At 35.8% G+C, this 14,986-nt stretch carries 19 protein-coding genes; 7 read left to right on the forward strand and 12 right to left on the reverse strand.

From position 1 onward, the window contains the following. The first annotated feature begins 60 nt into the window (after positions 1-60). Complete coding sequence (locus NSS74_RS18355) at positions 61-444, forward strand: hypothetical protein (RefSeq protein WP_002140733.1); 384 nt, start codon at positions 61-63, stop codon at positions 442-444. 175 nt (positions 445-619) lie between these two features. On the opposite strand, the gene NSS74_RS18360 is transcribed toward NSS74_RS18355, so the two are convergent. The 5 genes from NSS74_RS18360 to NSS74_RS18380 form a co-directional block, all read right to left on the reverse strand. Further along, positions 620-1,273: a DUF975 family protein gene (locus tag NSS74_RS18360; protein ID WP_002140731.1), complete on the reverse strand. Its 654-nt coding sequence runs from the start codon at positions 1,271-1,273 to the stop codon at positions 620-622. A 203-nt stretch (positions 1,274-1,476) separates the two neighbouring features. Beyond that, on the reverse strand, positions 1,477-2,916 hold the full coding sequence (locus NSS74_RS18365; RefSeq protein WP_002140730.1) for a PH domain-containing protein: 1,440 nt from the start codon (positions 2,914-2,916) through the stop codon (positions 1,477-1,479). Next, complete coding sequence (locus tag NSS74_RS18370) at positions 2,909-3,385, reverse strand: PH domain-containing protein (RefSeq protein WP_002030228.1); 477 nt, start codon at positions 3,383-3,385, stop codon at positions 2,909-2,911. The genes NSS74_RS18365 and NSS74_RS18370 overlap by 8 nt, the downstream gene beginning before the upstream one ends. 83 nt (positions 3,386-3,468) lie before the next feature. Beyond that, positions 3,469-3,639, reverse strand: a complete 171-nt coding sequence (locus NSS74_RS18375; RefSeq protein ID WP_002140729.1) for a hypothetical protein — start codon at positions 3,637-3,639, stop codon at positions 3,469-3,471. 2 nt (positions 3,640-3,641) lie between these two features. Beyond that, positions 3,642-4,226, reverse strand: coding sequence for a TetR/AcrR family transcriptional regulator (locus NSS74_RS18380; RefSeq protein ID WP_002140728.1), 585 nt, complete (start codon positions 4,224-4,226; stop codon positions 3,642-3,644). Between the two features lie 156 nt (positions 4,227-4,382). On the opposite strand from NSS74_RS18380, the gene NSS74_RS18385 reads away from it, so the two are divergent. Beyond that, positions 4,383-4,526: a sporulation protein YjcZ gene (locus tag NSS74_RS18385; protein ID WP_100248471.1), complete on the forward strand. Its 144-nt coding sequence runs from the start codon at positions 4,383-4,385 to the stop codon at positions 4,524-4,526. A 193-nt stretch (positions 4,527-4,719) separates the two neighbouring features. Here NSS74_RS18385 and NSS74_RS18390 read toward each other — a convergent pair whose 3' ends face one another. From NSS74_RS18390 to ecsA, 6 genes are all read right to left on the reverse strand, one after another. Then, complete coding sequence (locus tag NSS74_RS18390; protein ID WP_016101590.1) at positions 4,720-5,421, reverse strand: LutC/YkgG family protein; 702 nt, start codon at positions 5,419-5,421, stop codon at positions 4,720-4,722. Further along, entirely contained in the window at positions 5,402-6,832 is a 1,431-nt protein-coding gene (locus NSS74_RS18395; protein ID WP_002140726.1) for a LutB/LldF family L-lactate oxidation iron-sulfur protein, read from the reverse strand. Before NSS74_RS18395 ends, NSS74_RS18390 begins: the two co-directional genes overlap by 20 nt. Positions 6,833-6,834: 2 nt before the next feature. Then, positions 6,835-7,572, reverse strand: a complete 738-nt coding sequence (locus NSS74_RS18400) for a (Fe-S)-binding protein (protein WP_033715105.1) — start codon at positions 7,570-7,572, stop codon at positions 6,835-6,837. A 129-nt stretch (positions 7,573-7,701) separates the two neighbouring features. After that, positions 7,702-8,409, reverse strand: coding sequence for an ecs operon protein EcsC (gene ecsC, locus NSS74_RS18405; RefSeq protein WP_002030211.1), 708 nt, complete (start codon positions 8,407-8,409; stop codon positions 7,702-7,704). A gap of 13 nt (positions 8,410-8,422) precedes the next feature. Beyond that, complete coding sequence (locus NSS74_RS18410) at positions 8,423-9,634, reverse strand: ABC transporter permease (RefSeq protein ID WP_002140723.1); 1,212 nt, start codon at positions 9,632-9,634, stop codon at positions 8,423-8,425. Continuing rightward, the gene (gene ecsA / locus NSS74_RS18415; RefSeq protein WP_001292616.1) at positions 9,627-10,370 is read right to left on the reverse strand and encodes an ABC transporter ATP-binding protein EcsA; all 744 of its coding nucleotides are present in this window, start codon (positions 10,368-10,370) and stop codon (positions 9,627-9,629) included. The genes NSS74_RS18410 and ecsA overlap by 8 nt, the downstream gene beginning before the upstream one ends. A 581-nt stretch (positions 10,371-10,951) precedes the next feature. Here ecsA and NSS74_RS18420 point away from each other — a divergent pair. The 3 genes from NSS74_RS18420 (at position 10,952) to NSS74_RS18430 (ending at position 12,814) form a co-directional block, all read left to right on the forward strand. Continuing rightward, complete coding sequence (locus tag NSS74_RS18420) at positions 10,952-11,386, forward strand: HIT family protein (protein WP_001016832.1); 435 nt, start codon at positions 10,952-10,954, stop codon at positions 11,384-11,386. Between the two features lie 208 nt (positions 11,387-11,594). Further along, on the forward strand, positions 11,595-11,957 hold the full coding sequence (locus NSS74_RS18425) for a YtxH domain-containing protein (protein ID WP_002011120.1): 363 nt from the start codon (positions 11,595-11,597) through the stop codon (positions 11,955-11,957). Positions 11,958-12,256: 299 nt separating this feature from the next. Further along, a complete protein-coding gene (locus tag NSS74_RS18430; RefSeq protein ID WP_002011118.1) occupies positions 12,257-12,814 on the forward strand; it encodes an HTH-type transcriptional regulator Hpr in 558 nt (185 codons plus the stop codon). A gap of 5 nt (positions 12,815-12,819) precedes the next feature. On the opposite strand, the gene NSS74_RS18435 is transcribed toward NSS74_RS18430, so the two are convergent. After that, positions 12,820-13,155, reverse strand: coding sequence for a DUF1878 family protein (locus NSS74_RS18435; protein ID WP_002140722.1), 336 nt, complete (start codon positions 13,153-13,155; stop codon positions 12,820-12,822). A 118-nt stretch (positions 13,156-13,273) separates the two neighbouring features. Here NSS74_RS18435 and NSS74_RS18440 point away from each other — a divergent pair, with 118 nt between their 5' ends. Together NSS74_RS18440 and prsA are read left to right on the forward strand one after the other, a co-directional pair. Beyond that, positions 13,274-13,468, forward strand: a complete 195-nt coding sequence (locus NSS74_RS18440; protein WP_000172693.1) for a hypothetical protein — start codon at positions 13,274-13,276, stop codon at positions 13,466-13,468. Positions 13,469-13,915: 447 nt separating this feature from the next. Continuing rightward, positions 13,916-14,776 (forward strand): peptidylprolyl isomerase PrsA, encoded by an 861-nt coding sequence (prsA, locus tag NSS74_RS18445; RefSeq protein ID WP_002030207.1) that lies wholly within the window; start codon positions 13,916-13,918, stop codon positions 14,774-14,776. The last annotated feature ends 210 nt before the right edge of the window (positions 14,777-14,986 follow it).

Raw genomic sequence — 14,986 nt, forward strand, 5'->3', positions numbered from 1 at the left:
TATTTAGTTCTATTGCTACATGCCATTTTATATTATTTTACATAGTCTCGGGGGATTATATTGAAGAAATTTACTGTTAGCTATATAGCATGTTTACTAGTTTTCTCTACTGCTGTGAATGTCTTACAGTATGCACGCGTTCCAAATTATGCGGATTCATGGGGACCGATTTGGGTATCTATTATTATGTTTTCAATTCTTGGAAGCATTCCTGTTCTTATCGGTTGTTTATTAGGTGAATTTTGTTATAGAAAAATAAAAGGAAGTCACGAATTAAAAATCGGTATTCCTTTATTTATACTGTTAGGTATTTCCTACAATCATTTATTCTTTATGTGGTTTAATGACAGAGATTTTCTATCCTTTTATTTAGAAGCTTTTCTGGATACTGGCCTTCCTATTACTGTATCATCTTTACTGTTTTATCTTATAAGACGGCGTTAATTCTCTCATCATTACATAAAAAAATAACCCTCTATGATAAAACATAGAGGGAAGAATTTCTATATAAAAACCTGTACCTTATCCTGAAGTGAACCCCGAAAACAGAACACATATCAAAACACCTAAACCGTCTGTTCCCTATATTCTTTAGGGGACAAGTGGTTTAGGTGGTTTATTAGAAGGTAGTACCTTCTTTTTTATAATATTCTTTTGAAATCTCTTCATAAAATGCTGCCGATGTCGCGTAGAAATAAGGTGCTAACCATAAGAAACCGATTCCTATAGTAAGAATACTTAAAATGAACCAGCCAAGGAAACTTAAGCATAGTAAAAAGTAATCCATTTTATGTCCGTTCATCATACGGCGACTTTCGGTAATTGCTTGATTCGCTGTGTATTCTGGATGATCATTCAAAATAAAATACGTCATAGAATAAGAAAATGATTTAATAATACCCGGAATAATAAGAAGTAATGTCCATAGCATCAAGTATACATACATTAGTAAATATGTTAAAAATGACTTCATAAGCTTACTTCCATCGCTAAACCATCTAAATAAATCACCAATGCGAGCACTAGTCTCACGGATTACATTTAAAACAAGATAGTAGGCGCCTATTGTTAACGGACCAATAACAAGCATTGCAATAATACTTACTGTAAGCGAATCACTTGCTTCTTCCCAACCCCAAAACATCGAGAAAACACCTGTAATTAGAAGTTCAACAGCTCCAATAAGGATTCCAAGTAATAAGGTTGCCCCTACCGCTAATCCCCATTTTCCTTTTAATGCATCAAGTGCTTCTCTTTTCAACTGACTTATCATATATAACCTCCTAATATTATTTCTATATTAGTATACCATTTATATCAAAAATTTCACGAATTTCCCTGAAATAGAAAGGTACTACCTTTTTTTCTGATACGTATTGAGAAATGTGAGCTGTATTTGTACCCATATATGAATCAAACTACTCATTTCTCCATAACAAAAAAGCCTGCCTTTCATAATAGGCAAGCTTTTTCAAATTAATCCTCACTTATTCTCTTCTTATACCAATCCTGCATTCTCTCCGCATCTTCTACTCTCGTATGCTCTAGTTTATAATTCGATGATGCACTAGAAAACGTATACGTACATAAATCCGCTCGGCGCTGGAAATATGATTGTGTTTTTTCAATTGATTGGACGTGTCTTCTTCTTACAAGCCCTGTATGTTTCCCAATACTACGATGTATAATCGTAATTTGTTCTCCGTTTACACCGTAACCATTTGTTTTAAATGTTGCGTATCCAAGTGTAAAGATAAGGATCGCGAGTGGAATCAACGCCCACATGATGTAATACTTTTCAAAGTATATACTTATTCCAGTAAGCGGGATTGCTAGCATTGCGAAGAATATAAAACTATCAATTAAATAACGACGTAATGCTGCTTTTGGTAATGAAATAATGTTTGTATTCAATTCGTATGGTAATTGTAAATGTGCAAGTAACTGTTGTACGCGATCTTTTCGAATGATAGGATGCAGTGTAACTTTTTCTTTTTCGTCACCCAGTCCTTTACTTTGAATGACTTCTACTTGCACAGCACAATAACCGAATGGCTGACGTAAAATACTTTCTTTTATCGTAATACCTTGAATACGATGTAACTTTAGGACGAGTTCTTTTTTCTCAAGTAATCCTTGCGAAATGCGGACTTCATCATTTCTTCGATTCACTGTGAAATCTCCATGTTTTAACGCATAACCGATTGTGGATATCATCCAAGAAATGACAAGTAAAATAGCTACCATGTAAATCCAGCCGTATATATCATGATCCATTACATATGACTCTACTTTATTTTTTATCCATTTCGGAATGTATTCATCCACTTGGTTATAAACGAAGAATATTAAAGAAAATAGCAATCCAAACTGCCCAGATGTAACAGATGCTAATAAAATTTCTTTCAAAGTTAATTTGTACTCTGTCGCTTGCTTTTCCTCTGTCATAACTTCTTTTTCTACTACTTCTTCTGATGTTTCTTCTGCTTTCACTTCTGGAGTTGGCTCATTTAGTAAGGAAATAAGCTCCTTCGCCTCGTCTTCCGTAATACCAGCTAAGCTAACTTCTGCATCATCGCCTCCGCCAGCTGTTTCGATTTGAATTTTCTTTAAACCGAGCATTTGATATAACACGTTTGAACTTGTATTAATCGTTTGAACACGTTCTTTATTTAAGTAGCTCTCCTTCTTCACAAAGAGCCCTTGTTTCACATGTAATACGTTATTTTCAACCCAGTATGTTGTGTAATACCATTTTTCAAACGCTGAAAAGACGGTGAGTAAACCGAATCCAGCGGGAATTAAATACCAAAATGGAAACTTTCCATTTAAACTAAACATGAAAATAAATAATGGTATAAAGTCTGTTATTTTTAATTCTAATAACATCGTAATGGGATGCTGCCTCTTATACATCCTCATCACTCACTTTCGCTAATTCTGCGATTCTCGTTTTTAACATTTCTGCTTCATACATCGTTAAGCCTGGAATGCTGTGAGAAGTTGCTGCCGTTGCAATATGTAATTCTGCTAATCCATGTTTTCTCATAATTGGCCCTTGTTCAATTGTCACGTGCTGTACACGAATCATCGGTACTAATACGCGCTTTACTACGAAAAGACCGTGCTGAATTTCAAGCTCTTCTTCATTTAATTGATAGCTATAATAACGCTGACGTAGTTTCGGGAATACAAAGTACGAAAATGGTGCTAGCGCAACTGTTAACCCAACCATCACATACAAAATCCACGCCCACCAATCAAACTTTATCATAAGGAACAGGTAAGCTAAAATGACGAGAATACCGATCCCTTCTTCAATTACAGCACGAACTTTCCACACCTTGACCATGTCAGGATGAATTTCATTTTTCAATGGATCCATGTAACCACTCCAAATCTATTAATCTAATATATGAATTGTCTCAATCTATATTTTACATAACTTTACATAAAATTGAAAATTTATTATTTATCCGTTTTTTTCTCAGGAATAAAATATCCGAACCAAAGGAGCCAAACTAAACTAATTAATGCGAGCCAACCTTTATCCGCTTGGAAAGCTTCAATCATACCTGGGATTTTATAAATTCCAATTAACCCCAGAAAACCGAGCCACCAGTTTTTCTCCATTTTCATTTTTATTCCCCCTCCTTCATTACGTTTTTCACATTTCGAATCCAAATTTCTTTATACTTTAAATCGAACCCTATTAATATGTAATTACTCATATTATCAATAACGAGCGCTAACGTATGCGCGTTTTCTTCAGTTGCATGTTGTGACACAACACCAAGTTCCACACCTTTCTTTAATAAATCGTGGAATCCATTTAAGAAATCTTCTTGTATTTCAAATAAGCGTTTCTGGTACTTTTCATTTCGCGTCGCAGTTACGATGAATTCATTTATAACGCGTAATATGCCTTCTTGACCTCTATACTCCGATAACATATGTAAACCATCTGCGATTAACTTTTCTGCAAAGTTTTCTTTCGTATATTGTTCTTTATCGAAGTAACCCACGAAATAATATCCAGAAAAAATCTCTTCAAATAAAAAATCAACTAGCGCTTCTTTAGACGGAAAATGATAATAAATAGCTGGCTTTGATATGCCAACTTCTTTTGCAATCATTGAAAGACTCATCTTCTCAATACCGTGCTCTGCCATTAGTTTAAATGATGCATCTACAATGTGCTGCGATGTTTGTAAATTTTTTGTCATACTGTACCTCTTCTATTTTTACTTACCGGTCGGTAAATAAATTGTAAAATGAAAATGAATGATTTGCAAGTTAATTAGAGTTTTAAAAGGAACTTCTTGATGAACCTAGAAAAATATAAAGTAAAAACAATGTATAACGATAAGGAGGATTTTCATATGGGATCTGGCGGTAAAGGTGGTAGCGGCGGCGGTGAAGATGGCAAAGATGGTAAGAGCGGTAGTAGTGGGCTTTTATTACTCATTCTGCTCTTTATCGTATTCATTATAATTGGAGCTAGTTATAGTGTGTTTAGCTTCTAAGAAAAGACACAATTCAGTTAGTTATAGTAGCGTAGAAAACTTAAACAGAGATTAAAATTTTCCTTCTTAAGGTTTCTTCACCAGTAAGGGCACACAAAATAGAAAGCCCCGGTTATATTTAACAGCCAGCGCTTTCTATTTTCAGTATTCTTATAATGCTTCATCTATATTTCCAACTCGCACACGTAAATCGTTATTGATCATCCACAATAATATACGCTGTTCTAATTGGCCCATGCACACCTACGACAAGGTTCATTTCAATATCCGCGCTATTTGATGGACCCGAAACGAAGTTCACACAAGCCGGCAAGTTTTCTCCCGCTTTATTTTGATTATGGATCAGTTTTGTAGCTTGGGTTAATCTTGGCACAATCGTACTTTTAGGAACGATTGCAATATATGACTCCGGAAGAAGACTCACATGTCTTCCTTTTAACCCGTCATTAAATAGTACAACGGTTCCTGATTCTGCCAAAGTCATATCACTGAACGTAATGCCAAGGTCAGCAGCTTTCGCAAATTTTATGTCCTCTTCTTTATGATCTAATCCCCATGTACGAAAATGTGTTGTTCCTTCATTGCTGAAACATGGTGTAAGACCATACTCATTAAAGCGCTCATCATTCGAACATATAACAGATTTGATATTCCAATCTTTTATAAAAGACCCCAATGTTTCAACAAGATTTTCCTTTGTTGTTCGCTTTACTTCTGTATGAATGACTTCGCAGTGCTCTATTAACTTTAATACAAGTTCGTCTTGCGCCAGTCCGTCAAAAACAGTCCACTGCGGGGAAAAAGACCAGTTCGGTTTTTCCACTGCTTCTGGACATTTCCTACCAAGCTTTTCTGATAACTGGAGTAAAAATTCCTCACGATTTTGGATGGCCATCATTGTTCTCCTTTTCGTGTTTTTCAAACCACTCTCGAAACGGTTGTTTTTTCGGAACTGGAAAATCTCTCGCATCCGTCCAAGCTTTTAACGGCCCAATTCCACGCTCGATCTTATCCCCTTTTGCAAGAGGTTTTAATGCATACGGAGCGCTCTTCGCTGCAAAAGAAAATAGTCTAGGACTCTTAACCGCTTTTTCAAAACCTTTCATAGCCACGTTCCAAGCTACAGGTGATCGTTTTTCTTCTACAATGCGGCTGCGATGTTTAATTAATAAGTCATGTAACGGGATTTTCACTGGACACGCTTCTGTACAAGCACCACAAAGGCTAGATGCGTAAGGTAAATCCTTATATTCATCATATCCCCCTAAAAGCGGTGTCAACACAGCTCCAATTGGTCCTGGATAAATAGAGCCATATGCATGTCCACCAATATGCCTGTATACAGGACACACATTAATACATGCCGCGCAACGAATGCACTGGAGGACACTTTGGAATTCCGTTCCTACAATATCGGAACGACCATTATCAACAATGACTAAATGAAATTCCTCAGGTCCATCTGTTCCGCCAGGCTCAGTTAACCCTGTAATATAACTTGTTAACTTTTGTCCTACAGAACTTCGGCATAGAAGTGTTACTAAAACATCAAGCTCTTCCCATGTTGGAACAATACGTTCCATCCCCATAACTGTAATCAACGTTTTCGGAAGTGTCGTAGTAAGTCTTGCATTTCCTTCGTTTGCTACGATAGAAATTGATCCCGACTCTGCAACAGCAAAGTTACATCCAGTCACCCCTATATCCGCTGCAAAAAAATCATCACGTAAATACGATCTTACAAACCTCGCCATTTCCGTAGGATCAGATGTTCCAGTGTAATTTAACTTTGTTTTAAATATTTCACAAATGTGCTCTTTATCTTTGTGAAGACACGGAACAACAATATGTGATGGAGGATCGTGGTCGTTCACTTGTAGAATAAATTCAGCAAGATCTGTTTCTAACACTTCCGCTCCAGCTTCTTCAATCGCTTCATTTAAACTAATCTCTTCCGTTACCATCGATTTTGATTTCACAATTTTTTTCGCGTTTTTCTTTTTTACAATCTCTTTTACATATTCCCTTGCGTCTTCTGCAGTCTTTGCGAAATAAACGAAACCACCGTTTTTCTCAATATTTTCACTCAGCTCATATAAATAATAATCAAGGTTTTCTAATGTATGCTTTCGAATTTCTTCTCCTAAAGCTCGCCATTCTTCCCAGTTCCCAAGACTCTCAGTAGCTTTTAATTTCTTGACTCTCAGACCATCTTGCGCTTTCCTGACAGCCTGTCGCATAAATTGATCCCCAATACCTGTTGCAGTACGCTTATGAAAGGGATCGTTCCCAATTTTCATTCCCATCTCTATATCCCCCCTTGTTTTCGATCTTCATTTAATACTTGAGCAATATGTTTTACATCAATCGGATAACCATTACGTGTTAAACGTCCTTTTATATTCATTAAGCAGCTACAATCCATCCCAATTAACAATTCCGCACCGGTTTCCATAATATGCTTTACTTTTTCTTCAACCATTTGCTCAGAGATTTCTGGCATTTTCACCGAGAATGTCCCTCCAAATCCGCAACAATCATAATTATGCGGCAATGAAACAACTTCCAGTCCCTTTACACACTTTAATAGTTTTTGCGGTGGTTCCTTAATCCCCATTAATCGGCTCATATGACAAGATGTATGAACCGTTGCTTTTTTATGAAGCTCTGCACCTAAGTCTTCTTTCCCTAATACTTCCACAAGAAATTGTGTGAATTCATATGTTTTATTTCCAAGTTCAGTAGCTTTTTTCTTCCAATCCGCTTCACTTTCAGAAAATAAGCTAGAAAACTCGTGAACCATCATAGCGCAAGACCCCGATGGTGCCACAACATATTCTGAACTAGCAAAGGCTTCAATCATATGTTTTGCAGCTGTTTTTGTTTCTTTCACATACCCGCTATTATAAGCAGGTTGTCCGCAGCAAGTTTGAGTTTTAGGAAAATCAACTTCACACCCTAAACCTTCAAGAATTTCCACAACATCTTTCCCTACTTCTGGATAAAAAACATCTGCAACACAAGTAATAAATATTGATACTTTCATATTTTGCACCCCTAAATACAGTAAAGTAAGCTCAAGTAACTTCATCTGTATATTATTGGTGAAAAAATTAAAAATATGAATAAAAATAACAAAAAGCACCCTAAATTACACATGTAGGGTGCTTTCTTTTTAATTTCTATTCAGCAATCGCATACGATAACAATTCATCGTCACTTCTCCGAGTCTTTGCAGTAATTGATAGTTCGCATATGCGCCGACCGGGGCACCGATAATTGGGACGAGCTGAAGCATTTTCGCTAAATCGATATAGTCTCGGTATTCTGTTTGGAACTTTTCCCAGTCCATATGATTTTCTTCTTCTGTATCCCACGTTTCAATCGCTTTCCATACTTCTTTTCGGTGATCGTCACTTGAAAAAGCAAGTTGGAAAACGTGAAGAATAAAAAGGCGCTCTTCTTTTTTACTCGTATCAAATCCGTACAATGTTGCTGCATCAAATAAAAATTTTATTTTAATAGTAAGTAATAACGGGAAATCGGCAAGGCCAAGGAGAATGCCACCTGCTCCTGTTCCTGCCCCTTCTGCCGCTGCGACTTTTTTGTACTCATCCATTTTTTTACGTACTTCATCATCTCTTCTTTGCAGTGACCAGTTCGTTTCTTTTAGCTTCGGTTTTATGAAGTTTGATCCAGCACTAATTGTTTGCACCATCATCCGAATCGTTTCTGTTAGTACCTTTTGCACTTTCGCGGGCACTAGTTGTTGCACTTTCACCTGCACTTTTTTAGAGAACCGTGTCATCATAGAAGAATCTTTCATGAATGTAGCTTTCCACTGCTCCAATTCTTTTATAACCTTCTCTTCATATGTAATCATAGGTTCATTCCTTTCAGTTTAAACGCTCAATGCGCTTTGCACCGTATTGATAAACGAAACCAATACTAAATAATATGCTTACTACAAATAAAATGCCGGTCATTATGAAATCTTTCGTCGCAAGTGCAAATATAATTGTAAATACAACGCTACCAATGATAAGAATCGCATTTAATAAAGTAAGGAAATCTCTCTTCTTCTCGTCTCCCCCTACCGGATATAAATCAAGCCAAACTTTCATACGGTGATGTTTCCAAAGGGTTAAGAGCTGGTAGCCGATTAAGTATAAGAAAACAAGGCTTACGATAAAACGTCCATATAAAAATGGGATAAAGTAAAGAATAATTCCCCCAAGAACGAGTAAACGCATATATAATCCGAAATAGTTACCCGATCTTAAAAATGTTCTCGTATATAAGTATAAATATGTACGTTTCTCACCAATTATCGAAAGAATGAAATCAAGCCATTTCCTACGTGATACTCTCTCTTTTAACGCTGGTACATCAACGAACATATTCGCAATGCGGTACAGCAGCATCATTTTTTTACCTTCTTCAGAAATTAAATACTCCCAGTTTAGCGGCTTTCCTTTCACCTTTTGATGCATAACAGCAAGGTATAGTGCCATAAGAAAGACAATTACACCGGTAAAAATGACTGAAGTACGTTCTACAAGGACGTACACAAATAAGCCGTTTAAAATAAAGCGAATGAACCAATCTGCTTTTTGAACGCTTTGATCTGTTAAAAATGATTTTTCCCACGCTACGAATAAATTCCACGCTTTTACAATGACAAACGCGATTACAATCCATATGTAATTGGCACCTGTTTGTTTCATTTGCTGGAAATATAACGGGGCAAGCGCAGCTGCTACCATTGCGATTATGTATAACTGAATCATAAACGTAAAAAGAAATGCCTTCGTAAAATAAGGCTTTAACTTTTCTTCAACTGGCAGCAAATACACGAGGTCTGCTTCTTTTAATAACGTTTGGACTGACCCAGCTGTTAATACGAGGCCAAGTAAGACTGCCATAACAATCGCTGTTGGAAACGAAGGTGTTAACGTTTGTAACCATTGCTGGTAATAATACGCTCCTGCGCCGATGATAAATACGAAAATAAATTTCAAATGATCATTAAATACGTATTTACTATATGTACGAACTTCTTTTAGAAAGTGCCGAAATCGTTCTTTCCATAACGCTGTGCTATTCATAATCTTCTTCCTTCGTTAACGCAATATAAATATCATCAAGCGTTGCACCAGGCATATTAAACCCGGATTGAAGTTCTGATAATGTTCCCATCGCTCTCACTTCACCTTGATGCAAAATAATGAATGAATCACAATAGCGCTCTGCTGTCGCTAAAATATGTGTACTCATTAAGATGCCTGCACCACTCTTTTTCATTTGATCCATCATTTGAAGAAGTGATTGAATCGCTAACGGATCAAGCCCCACGAAAGGTTCGTCCACAATGTAAAGTGATGGTTCAACTAAAAATGCACTCATAATCATCACTTTTTGTTTCATCCCTTTTGAGAAATGAGACGGAAACCATTTTAAGCGATTTTTCATGCGAAACTCTTGTAATAGTTGCCCTACGCGTTCTTCATATTGTTTTTCATCTACACCGTACGCCATCGCTGTTAATTTCAAATGCTCTTCTAACGTTAACTCATCATATAATACTGGCGTTTCTGGAATGAAGGAGAAACTAGAACGGTACGCTGTCATATCATCACGAATTGTTTTCCCGTTAATTGTGACAGTTCCTTTTTTCGGCTCCATTAAACCGATGATATGTTTAATTGTCGTACTTTTCCCGGCTCCATTTAAACCGATCAAGCCGACAAGTTCGCCTTTATTAACAGAGAACGAAACATTTTGCAGTACAGGTCGTTTCGTATATCCTCCTGTAACATTTTCTACACGCAATAACTCGCTCATACGACACCACTTTCTTCATTTATATTCATTCACTTTTGTAAGAAATGTATATATTCATCTTACCAAAAATCATGGTGCACTACATAGTATCGATGCCTTCAAAAAAAAATTTAAATTTCTTGGCATATATTTTTACGAAAGCGGACATCATAATTAGTGAAGAAGGAACACATTGAAAAAGCAACCACCAATTGATGAGTACAACAACATAGTGAAGTCATCATGAAATGGGGTGTCCAAGTTGGACAATGAAATTTACACATAACCAGATAATTTGTTTCATTTTCGAAACGGGGTGTCTCCGAAAGAGCATATACTGTTTTAAAAAATAAACAATTTCATTTTAAAAAAAGATTGCAATTCATTTCACTTGAAAATGGGGTGTCTACGGCAGAAACTTTAGCCGATTTACCGTGCATTTCTTAAATAAATGAGGTGTCTGCGAACCGTAAATTATAAAAAATGCTTTTTCAATCCCTCTTCAGAAAACAGGAAGCTGAGTCAGCTTCCTGTTTTTCGTGTTTGTTCTCCTATGTAATTATGGTAAAATACGGCTAAGACTATTTGAAAGGATGAGATCGATGAATCATACAGCGGACAATTGTATTTTTTGTAAAATCATTGACGGGCAAATCCCTTGCTCAAAAGTATACGAAGATGAACATGTACTTGCATTTTTAGATATTAGTCAAGTAACAAAAGGACATACTCTTGTTATTCCGAAAGTTCACAAACAAGACATTTTTGCGTTAACGCCAGAAATCGCATCACATATTTTTGCGGTCGTTCCAAAAATCGCAAATGCAATGAAAGCAGAATTTAATCCAGTTGGTTTCAACCTACTTAACAATAACGGCGAGAAAGCTGGACAAACTGTATTCCACTTCCACCTTCATTTAATTCCACGCTACGGTGAAAACGATGGTTTCGGTGCTGTTTGGAAATCACACCAAAATGAATACACAATGGAAAATTTACAAAACATCGCAAGTACAATTGCAAATAGTGTGAAATAGTGCCACTATAATAAGAAGTAATACATAACAAGCCGATTCCTCTGGCATTTATTGTATGGCTTCTTTCTTCACAAAAAATGCCGGGGGTATGATTTTTTGTGCATAGCATGTACAAGAGAGAAAAGCTCACTTTTCTTCCCCTTGTCTTAAAGATATGCACACTTTTATACATCATGAATACGAACGAAAAATAAGGAGGTTTCCTTTTATGTCAAAAGCTAAATCCTTTATTACAGGTGTACTTTGCGGCGGAGCAGTTGCTGGACTAGCCGTTCTTTTCTCAACTCCTTCTTCTGGTAAAGCTATGCGCGGTAAGCTGAAAGAAAAAGGAACTGATATTAAAAAAACATTAGCTGATATTACAGCTGATACGAAGTTATTAAAGCGTCAAATCGTTGAAACTGCTTCAGAAGGTAAAGAAGTATTCCAAGAACTAAAAGACGATATGCATGACACGCTTTCTAACTGGAAACAAGATATTTCTCAAAACAAACGACATATCGAAAAAGAAATTTTAGACATTCAAAAGTCAATTGAGAAACTACAAGAAGCCGTTCCAGAAAAAGCGTAAACATATTCCTGCTTAGTTTTTTGCATATAACAAATATTTTTCATACGAATTGACCTTAACACGGCATATCACATAGATATGCCGTGTTTTTATGCATTTACAATATATGTTATCCCTTAACATGTAAAGACAACACATGTATTCTCGACTCATAAAACGCTTCCATAGTTATGCATGATTTGTATAGAATGTTATTTTTCCGAAAAATTTTCACAATTCTCACAAAAAGACTTTATTAATTTTTATTTTACTGGCATAATAGATAATAATGAAAAAAGAATGTTAAAGTGGGTGAGTAAATGAAAAGTGGAGAAAAAAATTACTCGGTAAAAGAAGCGATGATTTTCAGCCAACGTATTGCTCAATTATCGAAAGCGTTATGGAAATGCGTAGAGAAAGATTGGCAACAATGGATTAAACCTTACGATTTAAACATTAACGAGCATCATATTTTATCAATCGCTTATCATTTAAAAGGGGCTTCTATTTCTGAGATTGCTAAGTTTGGAGTTATGCACGTATCAACGGCGTTTAACTTCTCTAAAAAGCTAGAAGAACGCGGCTATCTTGTATTCTCTAAAAAAGAAGATGATAAACGAAATACGTACATTGAAATTACAGACAAAGGGGAAGAATTACTACTTCGCTTAATGGAGGAGTATGACCCTGAAAATAATTCTGTTTTTAATGGTGCACTTGAACTTCGTAATTTTTACGGTAAGTTCCCAGAAAATATCGAACTTATTGCGATCCTTCGCAATATTTACGGACAGGACTTCATCGATATTTTTGAGAAATCATTAGAGAATATTGAGGAGAACTTTACGGAGACCGATCAAAAATTAGTTAAGAAATAATCTATTTATCCTTTCGCAATCATGCGTAAGAATTCATTCATAAGTGGCACAAATAAGCCCTGCTTTGCTAGCGCTTCCGCAGTTTCGTATACTTCGAGCTGATGTGGAAGCGCTTTTTCAAATTGATCTAATAGCGCATCAAACAATAGAAGGCCTTCTGCTTTCTCCACTACATATTGTTCGTTCAGCTTTTCACAAAGTTTTAGTATACGTTCAATGTCTTTTTTACGAGCTTTTTTCTTTATGATTAAAGAATAAAATGGACACTTTTCTTCATCAATCATTTTAAATAGTAGGTCTACGTAGTATTCAGCTTGTTCTAGTCTTCTTACAACGTCCATTTTCTCCCTCGCTTCCTAACACAAAGTCTTCTATTTCTGAATTTTGTAACACGAACAAAATATCGTATGATACAATATATAAAGTATATGTATTTTAGCCAAAAGGAGGTCTCGCCTCATGACTCTTATAACCGTTGTTTTTGTTGCATTCGCACTTCTTGTTATATTTTACACGAATTTCATGACACATACACTGTGTGAGCGAAAACAAATATCTGCGAGCCGCCAGCCCGGTGTCTTTCGAGTTATTAATGTATGTATTACCATTCTATTAATTTCTAGTTATGTAGAAATTATATTTCATGGAAAGTGAGGAAGGAAGCCCCTTCCTCATTTTTTTCCTCTATAAGCAAATTATACCTACTATAACTAATAAAATAAACAGTACAAGTAATAAAATAAGTTTTGAATTCATCCCCCATCCCCTCCTCTTTTCTGTATATGCGACATGCGCCCAATATGGTACCCTTTCAAAATCTGACACAAACTGGTTAAAATTTCTTTATCAATAGGAAAACCCGTCGAAATATGATATATTAAATTTTGTACATATTGCTTATACTATGAAATAAACGACACGCATCTAAACTTTATCCTAAAGCCTCGGTAAGTCCTGTTAAGCGTGCTTTTACATATAAAAAAAGCAAAGACATCAGTGAGACTTAATCAGGTTCTTATGAACGAAAATAACCTATCATAAGGCGTTTCTTCATTCGTATGGGATAAATTAAAAATACATAATAGTAGGAGTGTTTATTGAATGAAGAAAGCTATGCTTGCCTTAGCCGCAACAAGTGTAATCGCATTATCAGCATGTGGAACATCATCATCAGACAAAATTGTTACATCTAAAGCTGGTGACATCACTAAAGAAGAGTTCTACAATCAAATGAAGACACAAGCTGGTAAACAAGTACTAAATAACATGGTTATGGAAAAAGTACTTATTAAAAACTACAAAGTCGATGAAAAAGAAGTAGACAAAAAGTTCGATGAAATGAAAAAGCAAGTCGGTGACCAATTCGATACACTAATGAAACAACAAGGACTTAAAGAAGAAACAGTTAAAAATGGCGTTCGCGCTTCATTAGCTCAAGAAAAAGCGATTGAAAAAACAATCACTGATAAAGAGCTAAAAGAAAACTACAAGCCTGAAATTAAAGCAAGCCACATTCTTGTAAAAGATGAAGCTACTGCGAAAAAGGTTAAAGAAGAGCTTGGACAAGGTAAATCTTTCGAAGATTTAGCGAAACAATACTCTGAAGATACTGGTTCAAAAGAAAAAGGCGGAGACCTTGGCTACTTTACTGCTGGTAAAATGGTTAAAGAATTCGAAGATGCAGCTTATAAAATGAAAAAAGATGAAGTAAGCGAACCTGTAAAATCACAATTCGGTTACCACATCATTAAAGTAACAGATATTAAAGAACAAAAACCATTTGATGAAGTAAAAGGCGACATCAAAAAAGACCTTGTTCAAAAGAAAACACAAGATGCTCAATTTATGAATGATCTTATGATGAAAGAAATCAAAAAAGCTGACGTAAAAGTTGACGACAAAGATTTGAAAGATCTTTTCGAAGAGCCAAAAGCTGACGCTAAAAAAGACGAAAAGAAATAATGAAGTGAAAAAAGCTTGGGTAGCCCCAAGCTTTTTTATTTTGTAGTAGTTTTTTTGCCGATAAATCGATATACTCCCTCACCTTACTCCATTCAACACAAAAAAACCTTGGTTTCGTGCAACACGAAACCAAGGTTTATCTTATTATCATTGATTAAATTAAAAAACTATGGTAAATTAGTACAGAAACGCATTCACTAAAAATAAAAG

The sequence above is a fragment of the Bacillus sp. FSL E2-8868 genome, assembly GCF_038005505.1.
GTDB lineage: Bacteria > Bacillota > Bacilli > Bacillales > Bacillaceae_G > Bacillus_A > Bacillus_A mycoides.

Bases quoted from the DNA above. Each gene is read 5' to 3' on its own strand.
- NSS74_RS18360 (WP_002140731.1), bottom strand. From the start codon at position 1,273: ATGATAAGTCAGTTGAAAAGAGAAGCACTTGATGCATTAAAAGGAAAA.
- NSS74_RS18365 (WP_002140730.1), bottom strand. From the start codon at position 2,916: ATGTATAAGAGGCAGCATCCCATTACGATGTTATTAGAATTAAAAATA.
- NSS74_RS18370 (WP_002030228.1), bottom strand. From the start codon at position 3,385: ATGGATCCATTGAAAAATGAAATTCATCCTGACATGGTCAAGGTGTGG.
- NSS74_RS18375 (WP_002140729.1), bottom strand. From the start codon at position 3,639: ATGAAAATGGAGAAAAACTGGTGGCTCGGTTTTCTGGGGTTAATTGGA.
- NSS74_RS18380 (WP_002140728.1), bottom strand. From the start codon at position 4,226: ATGACAAAAAATTTACAAACATCGCAGCACATTGTAGATGCATCATTT.
- NSS74_RS18385 (WP_100248471.1), top strand. From the start codon at position 4,383: ATGGGATCTGGCGGTAAAGGTGGTAGCGGCGGCGGTGAAGATGGCAAA.
- NSS74_RS18390 (WP_016101590.1), bottom strand. From the start codon at position 5,421: ATGGCCATCCAAAATCGTGAGGAATTTTTACTCCAGTTATCAGAAAAG.
- NSS74_RS18395 (WP_002140726.1), bottom strand. From the start codon at position 6,832: ATGGGAATGAAAATTGGGAACGATCCCTTTCATAAGCGTACTGCAACA.
- NSS74_RS18400 (WP_033715105.1), bottom strand. From the start codon at position 7,572: ATGAAAGTATCAATATTTATTACTTGTGTTGCAGATGTTTTTTATCCA.
- ecsC (WP_002030211.1), bottom strand. From the start codon at position 8,409: ATGATTACATATGAAGAGAAGGTTATAAAAGAATTGGAGCAGTGGAAA.
- NSS74_RS18410 (WP_002140723.1), bottom strand. From the start codon at position 9,634: ATGAATAGCACAGCGTTATGGAAAGAACGATTTCGGCACTTTCTAAAA.
- ecsA (WP_001292616.1), bottom strand. From the start codon at position 10,370: ATGAGCGAGTTATTGCGTGTAGAAAATGTTACAGGAGGATATACGAAA.
- NSS74_RS18420 (WP_001016832.1), top strand. From the start codon at position 10,952: ATGAATCATACAGCGGACAATTGTATTTTTTGTAAAATCATTGACGGG.
- NSS74_RS18425 (WP_002011120.1), top strand. From the start codon at position 11,595: ATGTCAAAAGCTAAATCCTTTATTACAGGTGTACTTTGCGGCGGAGCA.
- NSS74_RS18430 (WP_002011118.1), top strand. From the start codon at position 12,257: ATGAAAAGTGGAGAAAAAAATTACTCGGTAAAAGAAGCGATGATTTTC.
- NSS74_RS18435 (WP_002140722.1), bottom strand. From the start codon at position 13,155: ATGGACGTTGTAAGAAGACTAGAACAAGCTGAATACTACGTAGACCTA.
- NSS74_RS18440 (WP_000172693.1), top strand. From the start codon at position 13,274: ATGACTCTTATAACCGTTGTTTTTGTTGCATTCGCACTTCTTGTTATA.
- prsA (WP_002030207.1), top strand. From the start codon at position 13,916: ATGAAGAAAGCTATGCTTGCCTTAGCCGCAACAAGTGTAATCGCATTA.